The organism is Alkalilimnicola sp. S0819 (assembly GCF_009295635.1).
In the GTDB taxonomy this organism is placed as follows: Bacteria; Pseudomonadota; Gammaproteobacteria; order Nitrococcales; family WHIW01; genus S0819.
On record NZ_WHIW01000006.1, the window covers coordinates 65,979 to 84,484 of the forward strand.

At 68.8% G+C, this 18,506-nt stretch carries 17 protein-coding genes; 7 read left to right on the top strand and 10 right to left on the bottom strand.

Going from position 1 to position 18,506, the window contains the following annotated elements:
• Positions 1–60 precede the first annotated feature (60 nt).
• Positions 61–354 carry a winged helix-turn-helix domain-containing protein gene (locus GBG68_RS06965; protein ID WP_152146218.1) on the top strand — a complete coding sequence of 98 codons (294 nt, stop codon included), beginning with the start codon at positions 61–63 and terminating at the stop codon, positions 352–354.
• A gap of 85 nt (positions 355–439) precedes the next feature.
• On the opposite strand, the gene GBG68_RS06970 is transcribed toward GBG68_RS06965, so the two are convergent.
• Positions 440–1,306 carry a YihY/virulence factor BrkB family protein gene (locus GBG68_RS06970; protein ID WP_152146219.1) on the bottom strand — a complete coding sequence of 289 codons (867 nt, stop codon included), beginning with the start codon at positions 1,304–1,306 and terminating at the stop codon, positions 440–442.
• A gap of 271 nt (positions 1,307–1,577) precedes the next feature.
• Here GBG68_RS06970 and GBG68_RS06975 point away from each other — a divergent pair, with 271 nt between their 5' ends.
• Positions 1,578–2,855, top strand: a complete 1,278-nt coding sequence (locus GBG68_RS06975) for a DUF2254 domain-containing protein (RefSeq protein WP_152146220.1) — start codon at positions 1,578–1,580, stop codon at positions 2,853–2,855.
• A 24-nt stretch (positions 2,856–2,879) separates the two neighbouring features.
• The gene (locus tag GBG68_RS06980) at positions 2,880–3,389 is read left to right on the top strand and encodes a DUF421 domain-containing protein (RefSeq protein WP_152146221.1); all 510 of its coding nucleotides are present in this window, start codon (positions 2,880–2,882) and stop codon (positions 3,387–3,389) included.
• 95 nt (positions 3,390–3,484) lie between these two features.
• Here GBG68_RS06980 and GBG68_RS06985 read toward each other — a convergent pair whose 3' ends face one another.
• The 7 genes from GBG68_RS06985 to GBG68_RS07010 all read right to left on the bottom strand — a co-directional run bounded on the left by GBG68_RS06985 (position 3,485) and on the right by GBG68_RS07010 (position 11,481).
• On the bottom strand, positions 3,485–5,134 hold the full coding sequence (locus GBG68_RS06985) for a S8 family peptidase (protein WP_152146222.1): 1,650 nt from the start codon (positions 5,132–5,134) through the stop codon (positions 3,485–3,487).
• Between the two features lie 311 nt (positions 5,135–5,445).
• The gene (locus GBG68_RS14355; protein WP_226801692.1) at positions 5,446–5,574 is read right to left on the bottom strand and encodes a putative transporter small subunit; all 129 of its coding nucleotides are present in this window, start codon (positions 5,572–5,574) and stop codon (positions 5,446–5,448) included.
• A 24-nt stretch (positions 5,575–5,598) separates the two neighbouring features.
• The gene (locus GBG68_RS06990) at positions 5,599–7,251 is read right to left on the bottom strand and encodes a sodium:solute symporter family protein (protein ID WP_193222253.1); all 1,653 of its coding nucleotides are present in this window, start codon (positions 7,249–7,251) and stop codon (positions 5,599–5,601) included.
• Between the two features lie 397 nt (positions 7,252–7,648).
• Entirely contained in the window at positions 7,649–9,466 is a 1,818-nt protein-coding gene (locus GBG68_RS06995) for an ABC transporter ATP-binding protein (protein WP_226801694.1), read from the bottom strand.
• A gap of 2 nt (positions 9,467–9,468) precedes the next feature.
• Positions 9,469–9,993 (bottom strand): hypothetical protein, encoded by a 525-nt coding sequence (locus tag GBG68_RS07000; RefSeq protein WP_152146224.1) that lies wholly within the window; start codon positions 9,991–9,993, stop codon positions 9,469–9,471.
• Positions 9,993–10,346 (bottom strand): STAS-like domain-containing protein, encoded by a 354-nt coding sequence (locus GBG68_RS07005; protein WP_152146225.1) that lies wholly within the window; start codon positions 10,344–10,346, stop codon positions 9,993–9,995. Before GBG68_RS07005 ends, GBG68_RS07000 begins: the two co-directional genes overlap by 1 nt.
• Positions 10,347–10,356: 10 nt before the next feature.
• Positions 10,357–11,481: a hypothetical protein gene (locus GBG68_RS07010; protein WP_152146226.1), complete on the bottom strand. Its 1,125-nt coding sequence runs from the start codon at positions 11,479–11,481 to the stop codon at positions 10,357–10,359.
• Between the two features lie 211 nt (positions 11,482–11,692).
• On the opposite strand from GBG68_RS07010, the gene GBG68_RS07015 reads away from it, so the two are divergent.
• The 3 genes from GBG68_RS07015 to GBG68_RS07025 all read left to right on the top strand — a co-directional run bounded on the left by GBG68_RS07015 (position 11,693) and on the right by GBG68_RS07025 (position 14,070).
• The gene (locus GBG68_RS07015; protein ID WP_152146227.1) at positions 11,693–12,163 is read left to right on the top strand and encodes a hypothetical protein; all 471 of its coding nucleotides are present in this window, start codon (positions 11,693–11,695) and stop codon (positions 12,161–12,163) included.
• A 133-nt stretch (positions 12,164–12,296) separates the two neighbouring features.
• On the top strand, positions 12,297–12,905 hold the full coding sequence (locus GBG68_RS07020; protein WP_152146228.1) for a hypothetical protein: 609 nt from the start codon (positions 12,297–12,299) through the stop codon (positions 12,903–12,905).
• A gap of 34 nt (positions 12,906–12,939) precedes the next feature.
• Positions 12,940–14,070: a hypothetical protein gene (locus GBG68_RS07025; RefSeq protein ID WP_152146229.1), complete on the top strand. Its 1,131-nt coding sequence runs from the start codon at positions 12,940–12,942 to the stop codon at positions 14,068–14,070.
• Positions 14,071–14,108: 38 nt separating this feature from the next.
• Here the strand turns inward: GBG68_RS07025 and GBG68_RS07030 are convergent, their stop codons facing one another.
• Positions 14,109–15,431: a diguanylate cyclase domain-containing protein gene (locus GBG68_RS07030; protein ID WP_152146230.1), complete on the bottom strand. Its 1,323-nt coding sequence runs from the start codon at positions 15,429–15,431 to the stop codon at positions 14,109–14,111.
• Complete coding sequence (locus GBG68_RS07035) at positions 15,428–15,865, bottom strand: response regulator (protein ID WP_152146231.1); 438 nt, start codon at positions 15,863–15,865, stop codon at positions 15,428–15,430. The genes GBG68_RS07030 and GBG68_RS07035 overlap by 4 nt, the downstream gene beginning before the upstream one ends.
• A 92-nt stretch (positions 15,866–15,957) precedes the next feature.
• On the opposite strand from GBG68_RS07035, the gene GBG68_RS07040 reads away from it, so the two are divergent.
• Entirely contained in the window at positions 15,958–18,477 is a 2,520-nt protein-coding gene (locus GBG68_RS07040) for a PAS domain S-box protein (RefSeq protein WP_152146232.1), read from the top strand.
• Positions 18,478–18,506 lie beyond the last annotated feature (29 nt).

Sequence of the window (18,506 nt, forward strand, 5' to 3'; positions counted from 1 at the left end):
GTTGAATCGGCGAGGCCCAGTATAGTGGAAGCCAGGCCCGCGCACCGGAAGAAAGCCCCCATGAGCAGCAGCAAGACCCGCACCAGTTTCTATCGCCGCCTGTACGTCGCGCATCTGATCGACACGGGCATCGCCAGCGTGCCCCAGATCATGGCCGCCACCGGCATGCCGCGACGCACCGCCCAGGACACCATCAGCGCCCTGGCGGAGCTCGATATCGCCTGCGTTTTCGAGCAGCAGGCGGGTGCCCGCAACCGCAGCGGCAGCTACCGCATCGAGGACTGGGGCGCGATCGATCCGCGCTGGGTCGGCGCCAACCTGGCGCGGATCAAGGCGGTGCTGGGCTACCCGTGAAAATCGACGCGCCTGGTCGCCTTGGCCCTCGGGCGCGGCGTGCCAGGTCCGCGCGAAGATCGCCCTGCGGACCGACCCCCGGGGGTCACCAGGGCCCATCCTCCGGCGCCACGTACCACGGCAGCCCCGCCCGGGCGCTGCGCTCCAGCTCGGCGATCACCTGGGCGCCGAACAGCAGAATGGCCGCGCCCACCTCCAGACTGATGAGCAGCACCACGATGGTAGCCAGCGAGCCGTAGATCGCGTTCACGAAGGAAACATTCAGGAAGTAGTACATCAGCAGCAGGCGGGTCGCCTCCCAGAGCACCGCGGCGACGAAGCCGCCGATCACGGCCCGCGGCAGGGCGATGCGCACGATGGGCAGCACCTTGTAGATGGCGCTGAACAGCAGGAACACGCCGATGAAGCTGAGCAGATAAAGGATGGCGCCCGGCTCCTGGTACACCGCATTGACCACGGCGAATACCAGGGTCAGGGCCAGCAGGCCGAGCCCCAGCACCAGTATGAAGGCATAGGGCAGCGCGGCGGATACCCAGAAGCGGCGCCGCGGGTTATCCGGCTGGTGGAAGATGATGGCGATGGAGTCTTCCAGCATGCGAAAGGCGAAGGAGCTGAAGAACAACAGGGCGGGAATGCCGATGATGCCGATGATGCCGCCGGACTCCATGAAGGTGCGCACCGCATCCAGCAGCAGCCCCGCGTGGGCCGGCGCGAAATGCTGGGCCTGAACGGCCATCGCCTGCAGCAGCTGCGCCTCGTCCACGACACGGGTGAGCAGCACCCCGAGCAGCGCGAACAGGGGCACCGCCGAGAGCAGCACGTTGTAGCCCACGCCGCTCGCCAGCAGCAGGCCGCGATTGCGCAGGAAATGCCGCAGCACCCGACGGGCAAAACGCAGCAAGCGCCGGGCGAGCAGCTCGGGTGGCGGCGTGTTGCTCGGCCCGTCACTCATCGATTACGCCACGCCGTGATAAACCAGCGCCGCGACCCCCGGCCGAAGGCGAACAGGGCGAGCACACGGTCGCGGGCGATCGGCACGCACACTACGGCGATGGCGACGAGCCCGGCGCGCCGGACCCGGAACCCCAGGCCCTCGAGCAGGTTCTCCTGCCTTACTGATCTGGTCGGCCATCGGGCGCGCTCCATGCGTGGGAATTGATCAGTGTCTCCCCCGGATCCATTTAGACATAAATGGCATTGCCGCGTCGGGGAGGAAGGGGGGCATGTGGGCCAGAATGCTCATGATCTGGGTGCGGACACGGGACAGTCTGTGGTTCATCCCGGCAAGCCTCACCCTCACCGCCGCCGCGCTGGCGGTGGGCCTGGTGCAGGCGGACCAGCACCAGTGGCCGCCGGTGGACAGCGGCACACCCTGGCTGTTCGGCGGCGCGCCCCAGGGGGCCCGCGCCGTGTTGGCGGCCATCGCCGGCAGTCTCATAACCGTCACCGGCGTGGTGTTCTCGATCACCATCGTCGCCCTGCAATTGGCCAGCAGCCAGTTCACGCCGCGCCTGTTGCGCGATTTCAGCGCCGACCGCACCAACCAGACCGTGCTCGGCGTGTTCATCGCCACCTTCACCTACGCGCTGCTGGTACTGCGGACGGTGCGCGCCGAGGCCGCCGAGGCTGAAGCCTTCGTGCCGCGGCTGGCCGTGAGCGTCGCCATCATCCTGGTGCTGGTCAGCATCGGCTCGCTGATCTACTTCATCCATCATGTCGCCAACGCCATCCGCGTCTCCAGCATTCTGCAGCGACTCACCACGCAGACCCTGCGCCAGGTGGCCAGGCGCTTCCCGGCCGACCTGGGCACGGCCGAGGACGCCGACAGCGCCCCGCCGCCCTTGCCGGACGGCGAGGCCCACGCCGTTGCCGCCGCCACGGCGGGTTATCTGCAGGCCGTGGACGGCCGAACGCTATTCCAGCTGGGGGAGGACCATCGCCTGACGATACGCGCGGACTGCGATCTGGGCGATTTTCTGTTGCCGGGGCAGCCGCTGGCCACCGTGGTCGGCGAGAAAGGCGAGCTGGACGAGGAAACCGCCGTGGCCATTCGCGACGCTTTCGTCTGCGGCCCGGAGCGCACACCGGAGCAGGATCTGGGGCTGGGCATCATCGAGATCTCGGACATCGCCCTGAAGGCGCTCTCCCCCGGCATCAACGACCCCACCACCGCGATGCACTGCATCGATCATCTGGGGCAGATCCTGCTGGAGATCGGTGGCCGCACGCCGCCCCGGGACACACGCACCCGCCAGGGCAAGGTGCACTTCATCGCCCGCCACCTCAGCTTCAGCCGGGCCGTGGCCCTCGCCTTCGATGGCATCCGCCATTACGGCGCCGCCGACCCCATGGTGGCGGCCCGCCTGCACGCCACGCTGTCTACCCTCATGGCGCTGCTGCCCGAGGCGCGACAGCCGCCGCTGATCGCACAGCAGCATGCGCTGCGCCGGGAGTCCGGCGCGCACGCCGCCGCGGGGGCGACCCACGGCAAGGGATCATGACCACCACAGACGCGGAGTAAGGCGGTGTTCTTCGATAACTGGAGCGGTCTCGGTCGGGTACTGGCGGTGGGCATTCCCGCCTACTTCATGCTGGTGTTTCTGCTGGTCGCCTCGGGCAAGCGCACCCTGTCGAAGATGAACGCCTTCGATCTGGTCGTCACCGTGGCGATCGGCTCCACCCTCTCCACCGTGCTGCTGTCGAAGCAGGTGGCCCTCGCCGAGGGCGTGCTGGCGCTGGCGCTGCTGATCTTCCTGCAGCTGGTGATCAGCTGGCTATCGGTGCGCTCCGAGCGGGTAAGACGCAGCGTCAAGGCGGAGCCTGCCCTGCTCTATCACGATGGCTGCTTCATCGCCGCGGCGATGAAGCGCGAACGGGTGACCGAAGACGAAGTACGCCAAGCGGTGCGCGGCCAGGGCCAGGCGTCCATGGCGGCGGTGGCGGCCGTGGTCCTCGAAACCGACGGCAGCCTGAGCGTGCTGGGGCCGCCGACGCGGGGCGAGGCCTCGGCGCTGGCCGATGTGCATCGCGGCTAGCCCGGCGACACGTCAAGGTGTGCGGAAGCGCGGCGCTGTCGCGGGGACGGGAAGGACCGGCCCCGCCGTCACCGACGGCGGGGCGCGGGAAAGGGCTAGTTGCAGTAGCCTCTTTCGTAGTGATCCGGCGCCGTCTCGGCCACGGTCACCGCGCCGTAGCTGCTGAGAAAGCCCAGGTAGTTGCCGGAACCCGCCGCGCAGGCATACCAGCTCCAGCAGATCTCGGCCCGGCCCTCATTGACGTGGGAGCGGGTGCTGGCGGTGTGCTCGGTGCAGGCAAAGCCGGGCTGGTTGCCGTCGTCCTCTTCCACCGCCGTGGGGGCGGCGGCCACGGCCGCGGCCGCGTCCACCAGGCCGGCGCCGCAGGTGGCGGTATCGCAGCTGTCCGCGCCGCCGGTGGCGGGGAAGGCGCGGGCGGTGTTGGTCAGCACCTGGGCGGCCAGCTCCGGCGTGAGGTCCGGACGCACCGCGTACATCAGCGCCAGCACACCGGCCACATGGGGCGTGGCCATGCTGGTGCCCTGGTAGAAGGCGTAGCTGTCGCCGGCCGGGTCCCGCTCGCCGGCGTTCAGCGTGGACAGGATGGCGCCGCTGACCGAACCGCCAGCGTACTGGCCGCCGGGGGCGGCCACGTCCACGGCACTGCCGTAGTTGGAGTAGGAGGCGCGGCCGCCGTCGCGGTTGGTGGCGGCCACGGTCACCACGCCCGGGCAGTTGGCCGGGCTGTAGTCGGCGGCATCGTCGTTGGAGTTGCCGGCGGCCACCACCACCGTGGTGCCCACGGCGCGGATGTCGCCAATGGCGTCCTTGTAGCTTTGGCCGCAGGCCGCCTTGCCGCCCAGGGACAGGTTGATCACCTGGGCCGGGTGGGGGTTGGCCGGCACATCGCTCACCGCCAGGCCCGCGGCCCAGCGCATGCCGTCGACGATGTCCGAGGTATAGCCGCCGCACTTGCCCAGCACGCGCACCGGCAGGATGCGGGCGTTCCACGCCACGCCGGCCACGCCCAGGCCGTTGTTGCTGGCGGCGGCGATGGTGCCGGCCACGTGGGTGCCGTGCCAGCTGCTGGGCCGGTCCGAGGACGGGCTGTACCAGCCGCATTCATGGGCGGCCAGCCAGTCGCCGGCATCGCTGGCGTCGGCGTCGCGGCCGTCGCCGTCGTTGGCCATGTCGGCGTCGGAGATGAAGTCATAACCGGGCAGCAGCTGGCCGGCCAGATCGGCATGGGGCAGCACGCCGGTGTCCACCACCGCCACCACCGCGCCATCCCCCAGGCTCAGATCCCAGGCGCCGGGCAGGTTCAGGCCGCCGGTGGGCTCGTAGTAGTGCCACTGCTCGTTGTAGCGCGGGTCGTTGGGCATCTGTTGCGCCTGCATCAGATAATCCGGCTCGGCGTAGGCCACCAGCGGGTTAAGGCTCATGCGTTGCGCCAGTCGCTGGATGTCCTCCAGGCCGCGCATGGACGGCAGGCGCAGCACCTGGCCGTAGCCGCCCAGGGCCCGCACGTGGGTCAGGGACACCCCCAGGCGTTCGGCCTGTTCCTGGGCCCGGCGCATCAGTTCGGATTGGCTCAGGCCGAAGGGCGAGGCTTGGCCGTTGCGGTATTTGACGATCAGCTGATTGGTCTGCTTGTAGGCGGTCAGCGGCGAGGCCGCCTGAGCCAGCAGGGGAGCCCCCAGGGCGAGTAGCGAAACCCAGACAATGCTGCGGGCGCAGCGCGTGGCGATAGCGTGTAGCAGGCGCATCCGTGCCTCCTCGGTGTGATTATCGTTATTGGCATCCGGAGAACGTGGCGAAGCGCCGTAGCAGTTCCCTTGCGGATGTCGCCGGCGCTGGCCGGCAAGGGGAGGAGTATAGTCGAACCGTGAGGTGATTCACAATTCACAACAGACGGGCCGACCGCAGGAAGCCCTTGATCCCCCTGGGGAATACCCAGGGGGGCCCTGTCGTCAGGCGAAGCCGCGGCCGACCGGCCGCCTTGCCATGAGGCTGCAGCCGCGGGGCCTGAACGGGACGCCGGGGGTGGCCGGGCTTCGGCGCGTCGGTGTCTGGGCGATCACACCATCGCCCGGCGCTCGCGCCGGGCGGCGCGACGATCGCGCAGCACCGCGCGGCAGATCACCACCAGCACAGCCAGGGAGATCAACGGCCAGATCAGAACGTAGAGAGCAAACAGCTTCTGCATGGGAGCCTCCTGAAAGTAGTGGGTTCAGCGCGGGGTGGTGGCGGCGTCGCTATAGCTGTGCACCCGCTCGCGGATAAGGTTGAAATCGAAGCGCTCCTGACGGCTTGCCAGGCTCATCACCACGCACACCAGCGTGCTGGTGCCGTAGGCGGTCAGGGAGGCCAACAGCACCGTGTAGTCGCGCAGGAAACCGGTGGCGAACACCATCATGGCAAGCAGCGCGAGGCTGCCGGCCAGGGCGCCGACGGTCCGGCCGAAAAAGCCGAAGGCCATCAGGCCGATGATGATGCCGCCACCGATGCTGGCCAGGATCTCGAACAACAGCCCGATGGCACCGCTCAGCGGCACCCACTCGAAGCGCGCCAGGCAGAACATCACCATGGCCAGCAGCACCGAGGTGGTGAAGGCGCGGTTGGTCACCCGGTCCCAGAAACAGCTGGCGATGACCGGGAACACGATCGCCCCCCACAGCGCGCCGACGAACACCAGCATCACCAGGATATCCAGCGAAAAGCTGGCGAAGACGATGCCCGCCACGGTGGCGACCACCATGGTCAGCCGCCCCACCAGCAGCATGCGCCGGGGGTTGGCCTTGCCCCGGGCGATGTTCTTGCCGTAGACGTCAGCCATCATGATCGCCGACAGCGCCGACAGATCGGAGTCGGCGGTGGAGGACAGGGAGCCAATCACCAGGACAAAGAACAGCGCGATGAACACCGGCGGCAGATAGCTGGACACCATCTGCGGGATCAGGTTGTTCATGTTGCCATCCAGCGGCTCCAGCCCCAGGGTCAGCGCCATCAGCCCGATCATACCCAGGCCGATGACGATGGCGCCGTAGCCTACGGTGGCAGTGATGAAAGTGGGCTTGATGTGGTCCTCGTTCACCGCGAACAGACGCTGGGAGATGGTCTGGTTGCCGATGGCATAGGCCAGCACAGCAACGAAGAAGGGCGCGCCCTGGTTGAGGATGGCCTCCATGGAGAAGAAGTCGGCCTGCTCGGGGCTCAGCTTATCCAGCCCCGCCACCAGCGCCTCCGACCCGCCCATGGCGAAGAAGACGGCGGGAATGATCACCACGGCGATGAGCATCATCGCCACCAGCTGGGCGAAATCGGTCATCACCGAGGCACGAAAACCCGACCACAGGGTGTAGCACAGCACCCCCGCGCCGGCGATCATCACCCCCGCCTGGAAGGACAGCGGCGAGAGCACGGAGACCAGCGCGCCGGCGGCGGTGAAGTTCACCATCAGGCTGATCACGCTCCCCACCACGTTGGAGCCGGCGAGGATCAGCTGGCTGGAGGAGCCGTGGCGGGCGTGGATCAGTTCGCCCAGGGTGGCGGCATTGGGCGCCAGCTTGCGAAAGCGCCGGCCAAAGGGGTAGATGAACAGGATCATCAGCGCGCCCCACAGGCCATAGTGGATGGGCCCTGAGACGCCGTAGGTATAGCCGGACGTGGCGGCGGCGTAGAAGGACGCGGCCCAGATCCAGGTGGCGGTCATGCTCGCGGCGCCCATACCGAAACCGATGCGGTGGTTGGACACCATGAAGGCGTCGGCGTTTTCCTTCTTCTTGCGGATGCCGAGGGTGAGCAGATAGGTGCCGCCGTAGAAGCTGAACATCAGCAGGAGCACGGTGAGGGTCGAGAATTGATGCAGGGATACGCTGTTCAAGGGCAACCTCTCGATGGGGTGAAAAGATCGCGCCCCACGCGGGGCGGACGAAAGTCGGCCGGGCGGGGCGCAGGGGTGGCGACGCGGGGGCAGAGTGCCGGCGCGTGCGTCGGCCTGGCCCGAAACGATCGGGAAGGCCCGGGCCAAATATGACCCCTCGTCAAGGGTGAACGGGCTAGCGCAAGCCGCGCCTGTCAGGCGGCGTCAGCCGTGTCAGGACGGCTCCGGCGGCGGGCGGCGCGGCATGCAGCGGCCCTTGTCGGCGAAATGAAGCGACATGGGTTTCGGTTCCGGCTGTGGCCTCGGCGGCGAGCCGCGAGGCCGTGGAAAGCAGAGAGCCAGTATAACACCCCCGGCGGAGGGTGATCGGGGCGGCGCCATCCGAGGCGCCCGTAGCCTATTGATACCCCTGCGCCTGCAGCCGAAACAACCGCGCATAGCGCCCGTTGGCGGCGAGCAGGCTGGCATGATCCCCGCGCTCGATGATCCGCCCCCGGTCGATCACCAGAATCAGGTCCGCGGCCCGCACCGTGGAGAAGCGGTGCGAGATGAGCAAGGTCATCTTGTCGCGGCGATGCGCGCGAAAATCGGCATAGACAGCGGCTTCGGCGGCGGCATCCATGGCGGCGGTGGGCTCGTCCAGCACCAGGATGTCGGCGCCCTCGCGCATGTAGGCCCGGGAGAGCGCGATCTTCTGCCACTGCCCGCCGGAGAGCTCCTGGCCGTCCTGGAACCAGCGCCCGAGCTGGGTGTGATAACCGCCGGGCATCTCGCGGATGAACTCATCGGCCAGGCCCCGCCGGGCGGCGGCCTGCCAGCGGGCCTCGTCCTCGAAGGCGGCCACGTCACCCGCGCCCAGGTTCTCGCCCACCTTCAGCTGATAACGGATGAAGTCCTGGAAGATCACGCCGATGCGCCGACGCAGCGCAACGATGTCCCAGTCGCGCAAGTCGCTGCCATCGAGCAGGATCCGCCCGGTGCTGGGCGCATAAAGCCGGGTGAGCAACTTGATCAGGGTGGTCTTCCCCGAACCATTGGCGCCCACCAGCGCCAGGCTCTCGCCGGGGCGCAGATGCAGCGAGATATCCTCCAGCGCGGGCTTGTCGGCGCCGGGGTAGGTGAAGCTCACCTGCTCGAAGCGAATGCCGTCCCCTGGCCGCGCGCCGGCGGTCAGCGTGCCCTGCTCGGCGGCCACCGGCTGCTCCAGGTACTCGTAGAGGTTGGACAGATAGAGGTTGTCCTCGTACATGCCGCCAATGGCGGTGAGGCTCGCCGAGAGCGCGGCCTGGCCCTGCTTGAAGACCATCAGGTACATGGTCATCTGCCCCAGGGTCAGCCGGCCGGTGATGGTCTCCACCACCACCCAGGCATAGGCGCCGTAGAAGGCGAGCGTACCCAGCAAGCCGAGGATGAAGCCCCAGCTCTCGCGACGGAGGGTCAGGCGCCGATCCTCGTCATAGAGGCTGTCGAAGATCGCCCGGTAGCGGCCGAGCAGCAACGGCCCCAGGCCGAAGAGCTTCACCTCCTTGATGCTGTCCTCCCGGGCAAGCACCGTCTCCAGGTACATCTGCATGCGGGTCTGGGGTGAGCGCCAGCGGAACAGACGAAAGGCCTCGCCGGAGAACCTGGCCTCCGACAGGAACGCCGGCAGCGCACCCAGGGTGAGCACCAGCAGCGCCCAGGGCGAGAACTGCACCAGCAGCACGGCGAAGCTGGCCAGGGAGATGGCGTTCTGCAGCAGGGAGAAGGTCTTGTTCACCAGGCCCAGGGGGCGGGTGGACGCCTCGCGGCGGGCCCGGGTGAGCTTGTCGTAGAACTCCGAATCCTCGAACTGGGCGAGGCTCAGGGTGCCGGCCTTCTCCAGGATCATCACGTTGACCTTCTGGCCAAGCAGCGCGCGCAGCAGCGACTGCTGGGCCGACAGGCCGCGCTGGGCGAGCGCGATGGCGGCAATCACGCCCGCTTCGGCGAGCACATAGCGCAGCACCGGCCACCAGGCGACCTGGCCCCGGGCGTCGTGCTCCGCCATGGCCGCCACCACGGCATCGACGATCAACTGGCCGATCCAGGCCGCCACCGCCGGCAACACCCCGGCCACCAGGGTGCAGGCCGCCAGGCCCACCGTGAGCGCCGGGGAAGTCTGCCAGACCAGGGACAGCGCCCGGCGACTGTAGCGGAAAACACCGAGGAAGCTGCGGGGCCGCGGCGCGGACACGATTAGTGAAAACTCCGAGCGATCAGGATCGGCGCCATTTTCGCCGAGATATTCGCCACCCGCTGCATCCGCAGCCGAGAGGGCTTGCGCTTGCTGGATTCGAAATCACCGCCGGTGGCCTCGTCGAACAGTTCGGACACCAGGCGGAACAGCGCCTCCTTCTCCTCGTGCGAGAGCCCCAGCTTGCCGTGCTGCGCGTACTGGCGGATCTGTTTGTGGCCGGCCTTGATCTTGGCCTCCTCGGCCAGGCTCACGCCTTTTTCATACTCCTTGCTCCAGTATTCCAGGCATTGCGCCTCGAATTTGGCCAGCATCTTCAAGAAGGCCTTGGCCGATGCGGCGCGGGCGGCCTTTCGCCGGGTCAGGCTGCCGATGGAATAGGCCAGCACCGCGCCGAAGGTGGTCGAGAGCAGGCTGAGCAGGCCGAAGCGCCAGAGCCGCAGCTCGTTCTGGTGCTGCGCGGACGCCAGCAAGGCCTGTATGGCTTCGCCCTGGGCGGCGATCAGCTGCAACAACTCCGCATCCACTAGGCATCACCCCGTTCACAGCCGAAGTCCGCCTCCTGCAGGTACTGCCTGATCTTGTCGGCGAAGAACTCGAAATCCGCATCCGTGTACTGAAAATCCAATCGATCCAACAGGGCCTCCGCCTCCATGACGCCTACCTTCACCACGCCGGCAAAGGCTTCCACCAGAAACGACGAGCCGTAACCGTCGACCCCATCGTCCAGAATGACCGTGATGCGCTCGTCGGGTCCCAGCTCCTGCAGGGCCGGGATCAGCACATCCTCGCGAAAGGCCTCGCCGCTCTCGGGTCCGTCACTGCGGTAGCGGCCAATGGGGTGTTCCGAGAAGTCCCGGCCCACATTGATGATCTTCATGACAGCGTCCTCAAAGCCGGGCCTCCCAGAGAATGAGTGTCCCCTCCACGGGAAGCCCCAAGGTCTCGGTCGTGTAACTCTCGCCGGCGGCATCGACCGTGAAGCGATACAAGCCGTGCCCGCTCCTCAGCACCAGGCTTCCGGCCCCCCGCTGCCTGATGAACTCCTTCATGTCAGGCAGCCCCTTGCCGCGATCGGTCTTCGCCGTACTGGTCCGATCCGGCTCCATGGCCGATTTTAACAGCACGGAATGCCTTTTCTTGTTGGCCAAGGGCACGGCGGACAACGATTCCAGCACCCGCTCCCAGATCCGGGACGTCGGCAGCGACTCGGGGACACCCACGCCCTGGTCATAGAACGCCACCTGCAACAGCCGCGCGTCCCGGTCACAGGCCCCGCCCAGATACCAGACCCGGTCCTTCGGCCAGGTGCGGCTGCCCGGCGGATAAGCATGGTGACCGACGTTGGTGATGGCTTCGTCCAGGCCGCCGTGCAGGAAGGTCCATTTCTCTATCCGCTTGCCCACCGCGGCCGTCAGCTGATCCTTCAGCGCCCGGTAGTCCTTGCGCTTGCGGTCGCCCCGGATGTGGCGCACGAACTGCACCGCCGAGGGCGCTTTTGCGGGCGGCGGCGGCGCGCGGCGCATCCCCAGTGCCTCGAAGAAGCCGAGGGAGGCGAGCCGACGGAACACCTCCGGGTCCCACTCATCGGTGGGCGGGGCCAGCTTGTCGGCAACGCCCCGGTTCCAGCCCCGCAGCTCGGCGGTGAGCATCAGCGCGGCGGCCAGCGAGATATGCTTGAGCTCGCCGAAACGCAGGCCCGCCAGCCAGTAGCATTGCCGCAGCCGCGGGCCCCTGACCAGCCGCCGTATGGCGCTCAAATACAGCATGGTCTCGTCGTGGGACTCACCCAGCTCCATGACCGCCGGCAGCTCCAGATACACTCGCCCACCGCTTGCCAGCTCGGCCTTCAGGCCTCGGGCCAACAGCTCGTCGAGCTGCGCCTGGAGTTCCGCGCAGCGCGCCAGCAAGGCCGGAAGATTCCCGACGGGCCGCGTCCTGGCGCCCGAGCGCCGGCGCTGTCGCACGGTACGCTGAATATCGCGCGCCCGCCGCCGCGGGCTGTACTTCTTCACCTGCAACTCCTCAATCCAGGCAGAGACACCATTATGACAGCGCCGATCGCCCCCCGGTGCCGTTGGGCGAGGGCCGGCCCCACGCCCCCCGTTTGGGCGGTTGGCGGATACCCACACCGCGGCTACTGTAGGCTTGCGCGCAGTCGAGGCTGGGTGCTTTACGAGCAGCGGAGCGGAGACAGCGATGTCGGTGGCGAAAACCACGGGGTTAGTGATAGCGACGGGACTCGCCCTGGCTCTCGCGGGCAGCGTGCAGGCGCGCAGCTTCCGCGCCATACAGCCCATTGCCACGCCCGAGGCCCTGCCCGCGGGGGCCGAGCGGCTGTCACCGATGGCGCCGCTGCAGCGCGGGCTGGTCGAGCGGGCGGTGCGCGCCATCATCGCCGCCTGGAACGGTCGCGCGCTAGACCCGATCCTGCACCCGGACTACCCCCGCGCGAGCCGCCTGCTCGACACGCTGATCACCGATGTGCCCTTCGGCGCCGAGCTGCGGCTGCTGTCGCTGCGCAACACGCGCACCCTGCAGCAGTTCCTGGAACCCGGCGAGAGCGGCCCGGTGCGCGTGAGCCGCGTCGCCGCCGTCGCCCGCACCCAACTCGAATTCACACTGCCCGTCACCGGTTTCCACCGCCTGCCGGGCACGCTGGAGTTCATCATCGAAATCCGCGAGCCGAACCGATGAACCCGTCGTGCGACAGACCGTTACGAACCATGGCGGGACCCCGGCGACGCACCCCCCCTGGAATCCCGGTGGGCCCCACACATCGTGGCGCGCACCCCATGCCCATTGACGGCCGCAGGCCGAGGAGCGAAGCATGAAGGCACCTTGTAACCCCTATACCGCGCTGCTGCTGGCAGCCTGCCTGGCCAGCGGCGGCGCCGCCGCGCAACAGCGCCTCGCCGCGCCATCGGTGAAGCCGATACAACCCGCGACACAAACACAGAAAGCCCTGCAGGCGGCGGCCAAAGCCGCGGCCATGGAAAACCTGCGGGCGAACTCCGATGTGGTGCTGCAGGTCCCCGTGAACATCATGCAGGCCGACGGCTATCAGCAGGGCCGCGTATTCTGCCAAATCGGTGTCGACATCGCCGGCAGACTGGCCCAACAGAGCAGCGCCTCCGAGTCCAGCGACCCGCTGTCCGCCAGCGTGGCCGCACTGGGACAAGCCATGGCGGCGGCCACCAACCCGAACCACCCCGTGCTGGGCAGCGCGAAGGAGGACTTCACGGTGGAGAGCGGCCAATACCAGGGCACGGTGCTGCTCGGCGTACACGTGGCCAAACCGCAGCGCCGCGCCGAGATCAATTCCTACGACTGCGCCATGTCCTTGCGGACCACCGAGGGCAACTGGGTCACCGCGCCGGATCTGCCCCAGGGGCAGAGCAATCAGTACCATGCCAGCGGCCCGCTGCCCGCGCTCTGATCGCCACGAGCACAGGCTGACAAGAGGCTTTGGTATGAGCAAGAGTCGCACGCCCCCAGCGGGTCGGCTGCGCCGGCGCCTCCTTGGCGCGGTGCTCGCCGCCACGACCGCATCCGCGGCGCTGGCGGCCGAGGCGGATGCCGCGGCGCCGCTGATCGGCACGACCGCCCTGAACTTTGGGCAAGCCGCCACCCGGGCACCGGTGCTGACAACGGGGCCGATGCGCTTCGCCCCGGCAGCCCACACCGCCCCCCTGGTGGCGACACCGGCGCTGCGCTTTAGCGGCGCGAGCCGCCAGGCGCCGCTCGTGACCACCGGCGCGCTGCGCCATGGGCGAGCGCCGACCGAACGCCCGCTCATCACCACCGCCCCGCTGCGCTTCGGGCGATCCGCCGCGCCGATATTGACGACCTCGGCGTTGCGCTACGCCCCAGGCCGCGCGCCGCTATTGACCACCTCGGCGCTACGCTACGCCCCAGGCCGCGCGCCGCTATTGACCACCTCGGCGCTACGCTACGCCCCAGACCACGCACCGCTCTTGACCACCTCGGCGTTGCGCTACGACGGCGAGCCCACCGCGGCCGTCGACCCCCAAACGAGCGTGCGGCTTATTCGCGTCACACAACTCCAGCGCAACGGCACCAACCCTTTCGACTTTCGCGAACTGAGCGAGGCGATCGCCCGTGCTCGCAATCCGGAAGCCGGGGCCGAACCGCCTGCCGATGAGGGGCCACCCGCGTTCCAGCCGGTCGCGCTGAACGTCACCGGCGTGCCGCAGCTGTTCGTGTTCGGCTCCATCGGCCTGGCGCCCTCCGGCGGAAACACCTGGCAGACCCGCAGCGTCAACAGCCCCGCCGACCCGCCGCCCCTTCCGCCCGGGGTGGCCGCCGGTCTGTACGGCGTGTTCATCCCCGGCAGCGGCTCGGGGCTGCGCTTCGTCACAGGCCACGGCTGGAGCAGCCCCGACTTGCCGCGCACCGAGCTGTTGCCCAGCCTGGGCTCGGGGCACTACGGCAACGCCACCCGAAGCTTCCAGCTCACCCGCCAGTCCGACGGCCGGGTCTACCAGCTCACCCTGACCGGCTCCATGGGTTCCGATGGCGACGTCGAGCTGCTCAACGCCAGCGGCTTCGATTGTGGGTTCGAGGCCGCCAACTGCCCGTAGGAGCGCAGGCTCACCGCGCCGCCGGCGATGTCCGCCACTCAGCCGGCGGGTGGTTCACCCAAGGAACAGTGCACGAAGCGCCCCTTGCCCGCCTGCTTGGCCTGGTACATGGCGGCATCGGCCTCGCGCAGCACCTGGGTGGCGGACGCCTCCCCCCGCACCCAGGCAATGCCCACACTGGCGCCGATGCGTGCTTCCCCCACGTCCAGGCAAAAGGCTTCGGCCAGCCGCGCAATGATGCGCTCGGCAAGACGGGTCGCGGCGTCCATGCACCCCACCTCGTCGGCGAGCACGGTGAACTCGTCCCCCCCCAGCCGGGCGATGAGATCATGGCCCCGCACCACCTCCCGCAAGCGGCGCGCCACCTCCACCAGCACCGCGTCCCCGGCCTGGTGACCCAGCCGGTCGTTGACGCCCTTGAAGCCGTCCAGGTCGATGAACAGCACCGCGAACCACCGTGCGGGGTAGCGCCGAAGCCGCTCCAGGGCCAACTCCAGCTGCTCGTTGAACAGGGTGCGGTTGGCCAGCTCCGTGAGCCCGTCGTGGCGGGCGGCGTGCAGCAGCTCGGCCAGGTGGGCCTTGTTGGCGGAGATATCGGTGAGCGAGCCGGCCACCCGGGTGGCCTGCCCCGCGGCATCGAAGACCGCCATGCCGCGCACCAGCACCCACAGCCAGTTGCCGTCGGCGCCGCGCAGGCGGTGCTCGCAGGCCAGCAAGGGCGTTTCGCCGTCCAGATGGGCTTGCAGCGCTTCCTGCAAGCGCGGTGCATCCTCCGGGTGCACGCGTTCCAGCCAATGGGTCAAATCCGCCTCGACGCTCTCCTCGGGCAAACCCAGCATGGCTTGCCAGCGAGGCGAGAAATACGCCCGGTCACACAGCCGCTCCCAATCCCAGAGCCCGTCGTTGGCACCGCGCATGGCCAGGGAGTACCGCTCACGGCTCTCGTGCAGCGCCCGGGCCAGCTGCGCCTGGCGGGTGGCGTAGCGCAGGGCACGTTCCAGGCGCGCCGCGTCCAGATCCGCCTTGATGAGATAATCCACCGCGCCGGCGGCCAGCGCCGCCTCATCGGTCTCGGGGCTGTCCTGGCCGGTGAGCAGGACGATCGGCGTGTGCAGTTTCAGCGCCCGGCACTGCTCGATGAAATCCACCCCGGTGCGGGCCCCCAGGCGGTAGTCGGCGAGAATGACGTCATAACGCTGCTCGGCGATGGCCCCCAGCGCGGCGGGCATGTCCGCCGCCCAGTCCAGGCCCGCCGCCGCCAGCGGTGTTTCGGCCAGCAGATCCCGCACCAGGGTGTAGTCGTCCTCGTCGTCCTCCAGCAGCAGGATGCGCTCGATGCCCGGCCAATCGCGCGCGCTCATTGCCCCGGCAGCCTGACCAGCTGCAACCAGTACTCGTCCAGGCGCCTGACCGCCTGAACCATGCCCTCGAAGGACACCGGCTTGGTGATGTACGAGTTGCCGCCGATGCGGTAGACGTAATCCACATCGACCTCCGCGTCGGAGGTGGTCATCACCACCACCGGGATCTCGCGCAGCGCCGGGTCGGCCTTGATCTGCGCCAAGGCCTCGCGGCCGTCCAGCCGGGGCATGTTCAGGTCCAGCAGCACCAGGCCGGGGCGCGGCGACTGGCTCGGGTCCGCGTAAGGCCCCTCGCGACGCAGATACTGCAACAGCTCCACACCGTCGTGGACGAAGCGCAGATCGTTGGCGATGCGGGATTCCTCGAAGGCCTCCCGGGTCATGAGGCGGTCGTCCTCGTCGTCGTCGGCGCAGAGTATGGTAAAAATGGGCATGGCGCAGTTGGTCTCCGTGTTACCCGCAGGATATTGCGCCGTGCCGTCGGCTACAAGGCAGACACCGAGCGCTGGGCGCTGAAGGTATAACCATGACAAGAATCCGATTCCCCCGGGGGCGCCATGCGCCGCTCATCGCCCTGCTGGCCGGCCTGGCGCTCACCGCCACCGTGGCGGCGCAGCTATGGCGCGCCGAGGAGCGCGCCTGGCTGGCCCGGGTGGACCGCAGCGCCGGCCAATGGGCCCAGCTGCTCGAACTGAAGCTGCGCGAAGCGCTCAACCTCACCGCCTATACCGGGGCCTATATCGCCGCCTCCGAGCAGGTCACCCCGGCGGAGTTCGCGCGCTGGGCGCGCGTCACGCTGAGCGCCCAACCGGCCCTGGACGCCGTGGCCTGGCACGAGCGTGTGGAAGGCGCCCAGCTGCCGGCGTTCATCGCCGCCCAGCGCGCCGGCCCCTACCCGGATTTTCAGCTCAAGCACATCATCCCCGGCCAAGGCCCGGTGGTGGCCCAGCCCCGCGCCGGCGACAACCTCCTCATTACCCTCGCCGCCCCCCTGCCGGAGAAGCGCAGCGGCATCGGCTTCAGCCCCACGCCACTCAACGAAACGCGCTGGGAGGCCATCAGTCGCAGCCTGGCAACCCGCCAGCCGGTGCTCAGCGGCCGCCTGGTGCTGGCCACCCGCGACGGCGCACCCAGCGTGACCACCTATAGCCCGGTCTTCCGCGGCGAGCAACTGGCGGGGCTGGCCTCGGTGGTGCTCAACCTGGCCGACTCGCTGAGCGCATTGCTGGACGACGCCCAGGGCCGCGCCTACGGGGAGCCGTACCTGTTCGATGTGACCGGCGACGCCCCGCAGCTGCTCTACAGCGGCGCCGAGGTCGACCGGACCCGCTCCGTGTTCGAGAACACCCTCACCCCGGCGACCCTGCAAGCCGCCGACGCGCAGCGCCGACTGATCGACGTGGGCGGCCGCCGCTGGTTGCTGCTGGTGCGCCCGGCGCCGGCCTACCTGGGGCAGCGCCAAAGCGCGGCGGCGCTGAGCGTGCTGGCCTTCGGCGGGCTGCTCTCGCTGCTGCTGGGGCGCTACCTGCGCGCCCAGCAGCAGCAGGGCGCGGCGGTGCGCGAGCAGGTGCAGCAACGCACCCGGGAGCTGCGCGCCTCCGAGGAGCGTTTCCGCACCGCCTTCAGCGATGCGCCCACCGGCGTGGTGCTGTTCGACCCGGACACGCAGAACCTGCTGGAAGTGAACGCCGCCTTCGCGGACATGCTCGGCTACCAGCCCGAGGAGCTGGCGGGGCAATCCATTACCGCCTTCACCGACCCCGCCGATCGGGACGTGACCGAGACCGCCCTGCGCGCCCTGCGCCAAGGCCACCAGCCTCATACCCGCCTGAAGAAGCGCTACCGCCACCGCGACGGGCAGCTGCTGTGGGTGTCCTCCAGCATCTCCCTGGTGCAGGGGCCGGGGGACGGCAGCCGCTACTGCATCGCCCAGGTGCAGGACATCACCGCCGAGCACCGGGCCGAGGCCTATATCCAGGAACTGATGGGGGCCATGGAAAACGCCGTGGAGGGCATTGCCCGACTCGACGCCGAGGGGCGCTACATCTTCCTGAACAGCGCCTATGCCCACGCCTGCGGCCGTGAGGTGGACGACCTCCTGGGGGAGCCCTGGGTCGTGACCGTGCACCCGGACGACCGACCGGCGCTGACCGAGGCCTACACCCGCATGCTGGCCGAGGGGCGGGTGAGCGCCGAGGGGCGCGGCATCCGCAAGGACGGCAGCATCTTCTACAAACAGGTGGTGATGGTGCGCGCCGACCAGGGCGAACCGGGCCACTTCTGTTTCATGCGCGATATCAGCGAGCGACACGAGGCGCAGCTGCGCCTGGAGTGCTACGCCACCGAGCTCGAGCGCAGCAACAAGGAGCTGGAGGAATTCGCCTATATCGCCTCCCATGACCTGCAGGAGCCGCTGCGCAAGATCCGCGCCTTCGGCGACCGGCTGCAGGACCGCTATGGCGACGCCCTCGGCGAACAAGGCCAGGACTACCTGCGGCGCATGCGCCGCGCCGCCGCCCGCATGCAGCAGCTGGTGCAGGACCTGCTGAGCTTCTCGCGGGTGCAGACCAAGGCCCGGGCCTTCGCGCCGGTGGCGCTGGGCAAGGTGCTGGACGAGGTGCTGGACGATCTGGAAGTGGCGCTGGATACCGCCGGCGCCAGCGTGGAGAGCGACCCCCTGCCCACCCTGGAGGCCGACGCCACCCAGATGCGGCAACTGCTGCAGAACTTTTTGGGCAACGCCCTCAAATTCCGCCGCGAGGGCGTGCCGCTGCGCGTACGCATCACCGCCGACCAGAGCGATACCGGCTGGACGCTGCGCATCCGCGACAACGGCATCGGCTTCGAGCCCCAGTACGCGGACCGGATCTTCGGCGTCTTCCAACGCCTGCACGGCCGCGACGAATTCGAGGGCACCGGCGTGGGCCTGGCCATCTGTCGCAAGATCGTCGAGCGCCACGGCGGCAGCATCCAGGCCGAGGGCCGGCCCAATGAAGGCGCGACGTTTATCATTCACCTGCCGGCAACGCAACCGCCCGCGGCATGAACCCTACCGCGGGCGGGTGCGCTGCCGGA

Excerpts from the sequence above, each read along its gene's own strand:
- GBG68_RS07005 (WP_152146225.1), bottom strand. The coding sequence starts at position 10,346 with ATGAAGATCATCAATGTGGGCCGGGACTTCTCGGAACACCCCATTGGC.
- GBG68_RS06970 (WP_152146219.1), bottom strand. The coding sequence starts at position 1,306 with ATGAGTGACGGGCCGAGCAACACGCCGCCACCCGAGCTGCTCGCCCGG.
- GBG68_RS07020 (WP_152146228.1), top strand. The coding sequence starts at position 12,297 with ATGAAGGCACCTTGTAACCCCTATACCGCGCTGCTGCTGGCAGCCTGC.
- GBG68_RS07035 (WP_152146231.1), bottom strand. The coding sequence starts at position 15,865 with ATGCCCATTTTTACCATACTCTGCGCCGACGACGACGAGGACGACCGC.
- GBG68_RS06985 (WP_152146222.1), bottom strand. The coding sequence starts at position 5,134 with ATGCGCCTGCTACACGCTATCGCCACGCGCTGCGCCCGCAGCATTGTC.
- GBG68_RS07040 (WP_152146232.1), top strand. The coding sequence starts at position 15,958 with ATGACAAGAATCCGATTCCCCCGGGGGCGCCATGCGCCGCTCATCGCC.
- GBG68_RS14355 (WP_226801692.1), bottom strand. The coding sequence starts at position 5,574 with ATGCAGAAGCTGTTTGCTCTCTACGTTCTGATCTGGCCGTTGATCTCC.
- GBG68_RS07030 (WP_152146230.1), bottom strand. The coding sequence starts at position 15,431 with ATGAGCGCGCGCGATTGGCCGGGCATCGAGCGCATCCTGCTGCTGGAG.
- GBG68_RS06975 (WP_152146220.1), top strand. The coding sequence starts at position 1,578 with ATGTGGGCCAGAATGCTCATGATCTGGGTGCGGACACGGGACAGTCTG.
- GBG68_RS07025 (WP_152146229.1), top strand. The coding sequence starts at position 12,940 with ATGAGCAAGAGTCGCACGCCCCCAGCGGGTCGGCTGCGCCGGCGCCTC.
- GBG68_RS06965 (WP_152146218.1), top strand. The coding sequence starts at position 61 with ATGAGCAGCAGCAAGACCCGCACCAGTTTCTATCGCCGCCTGTACGTC.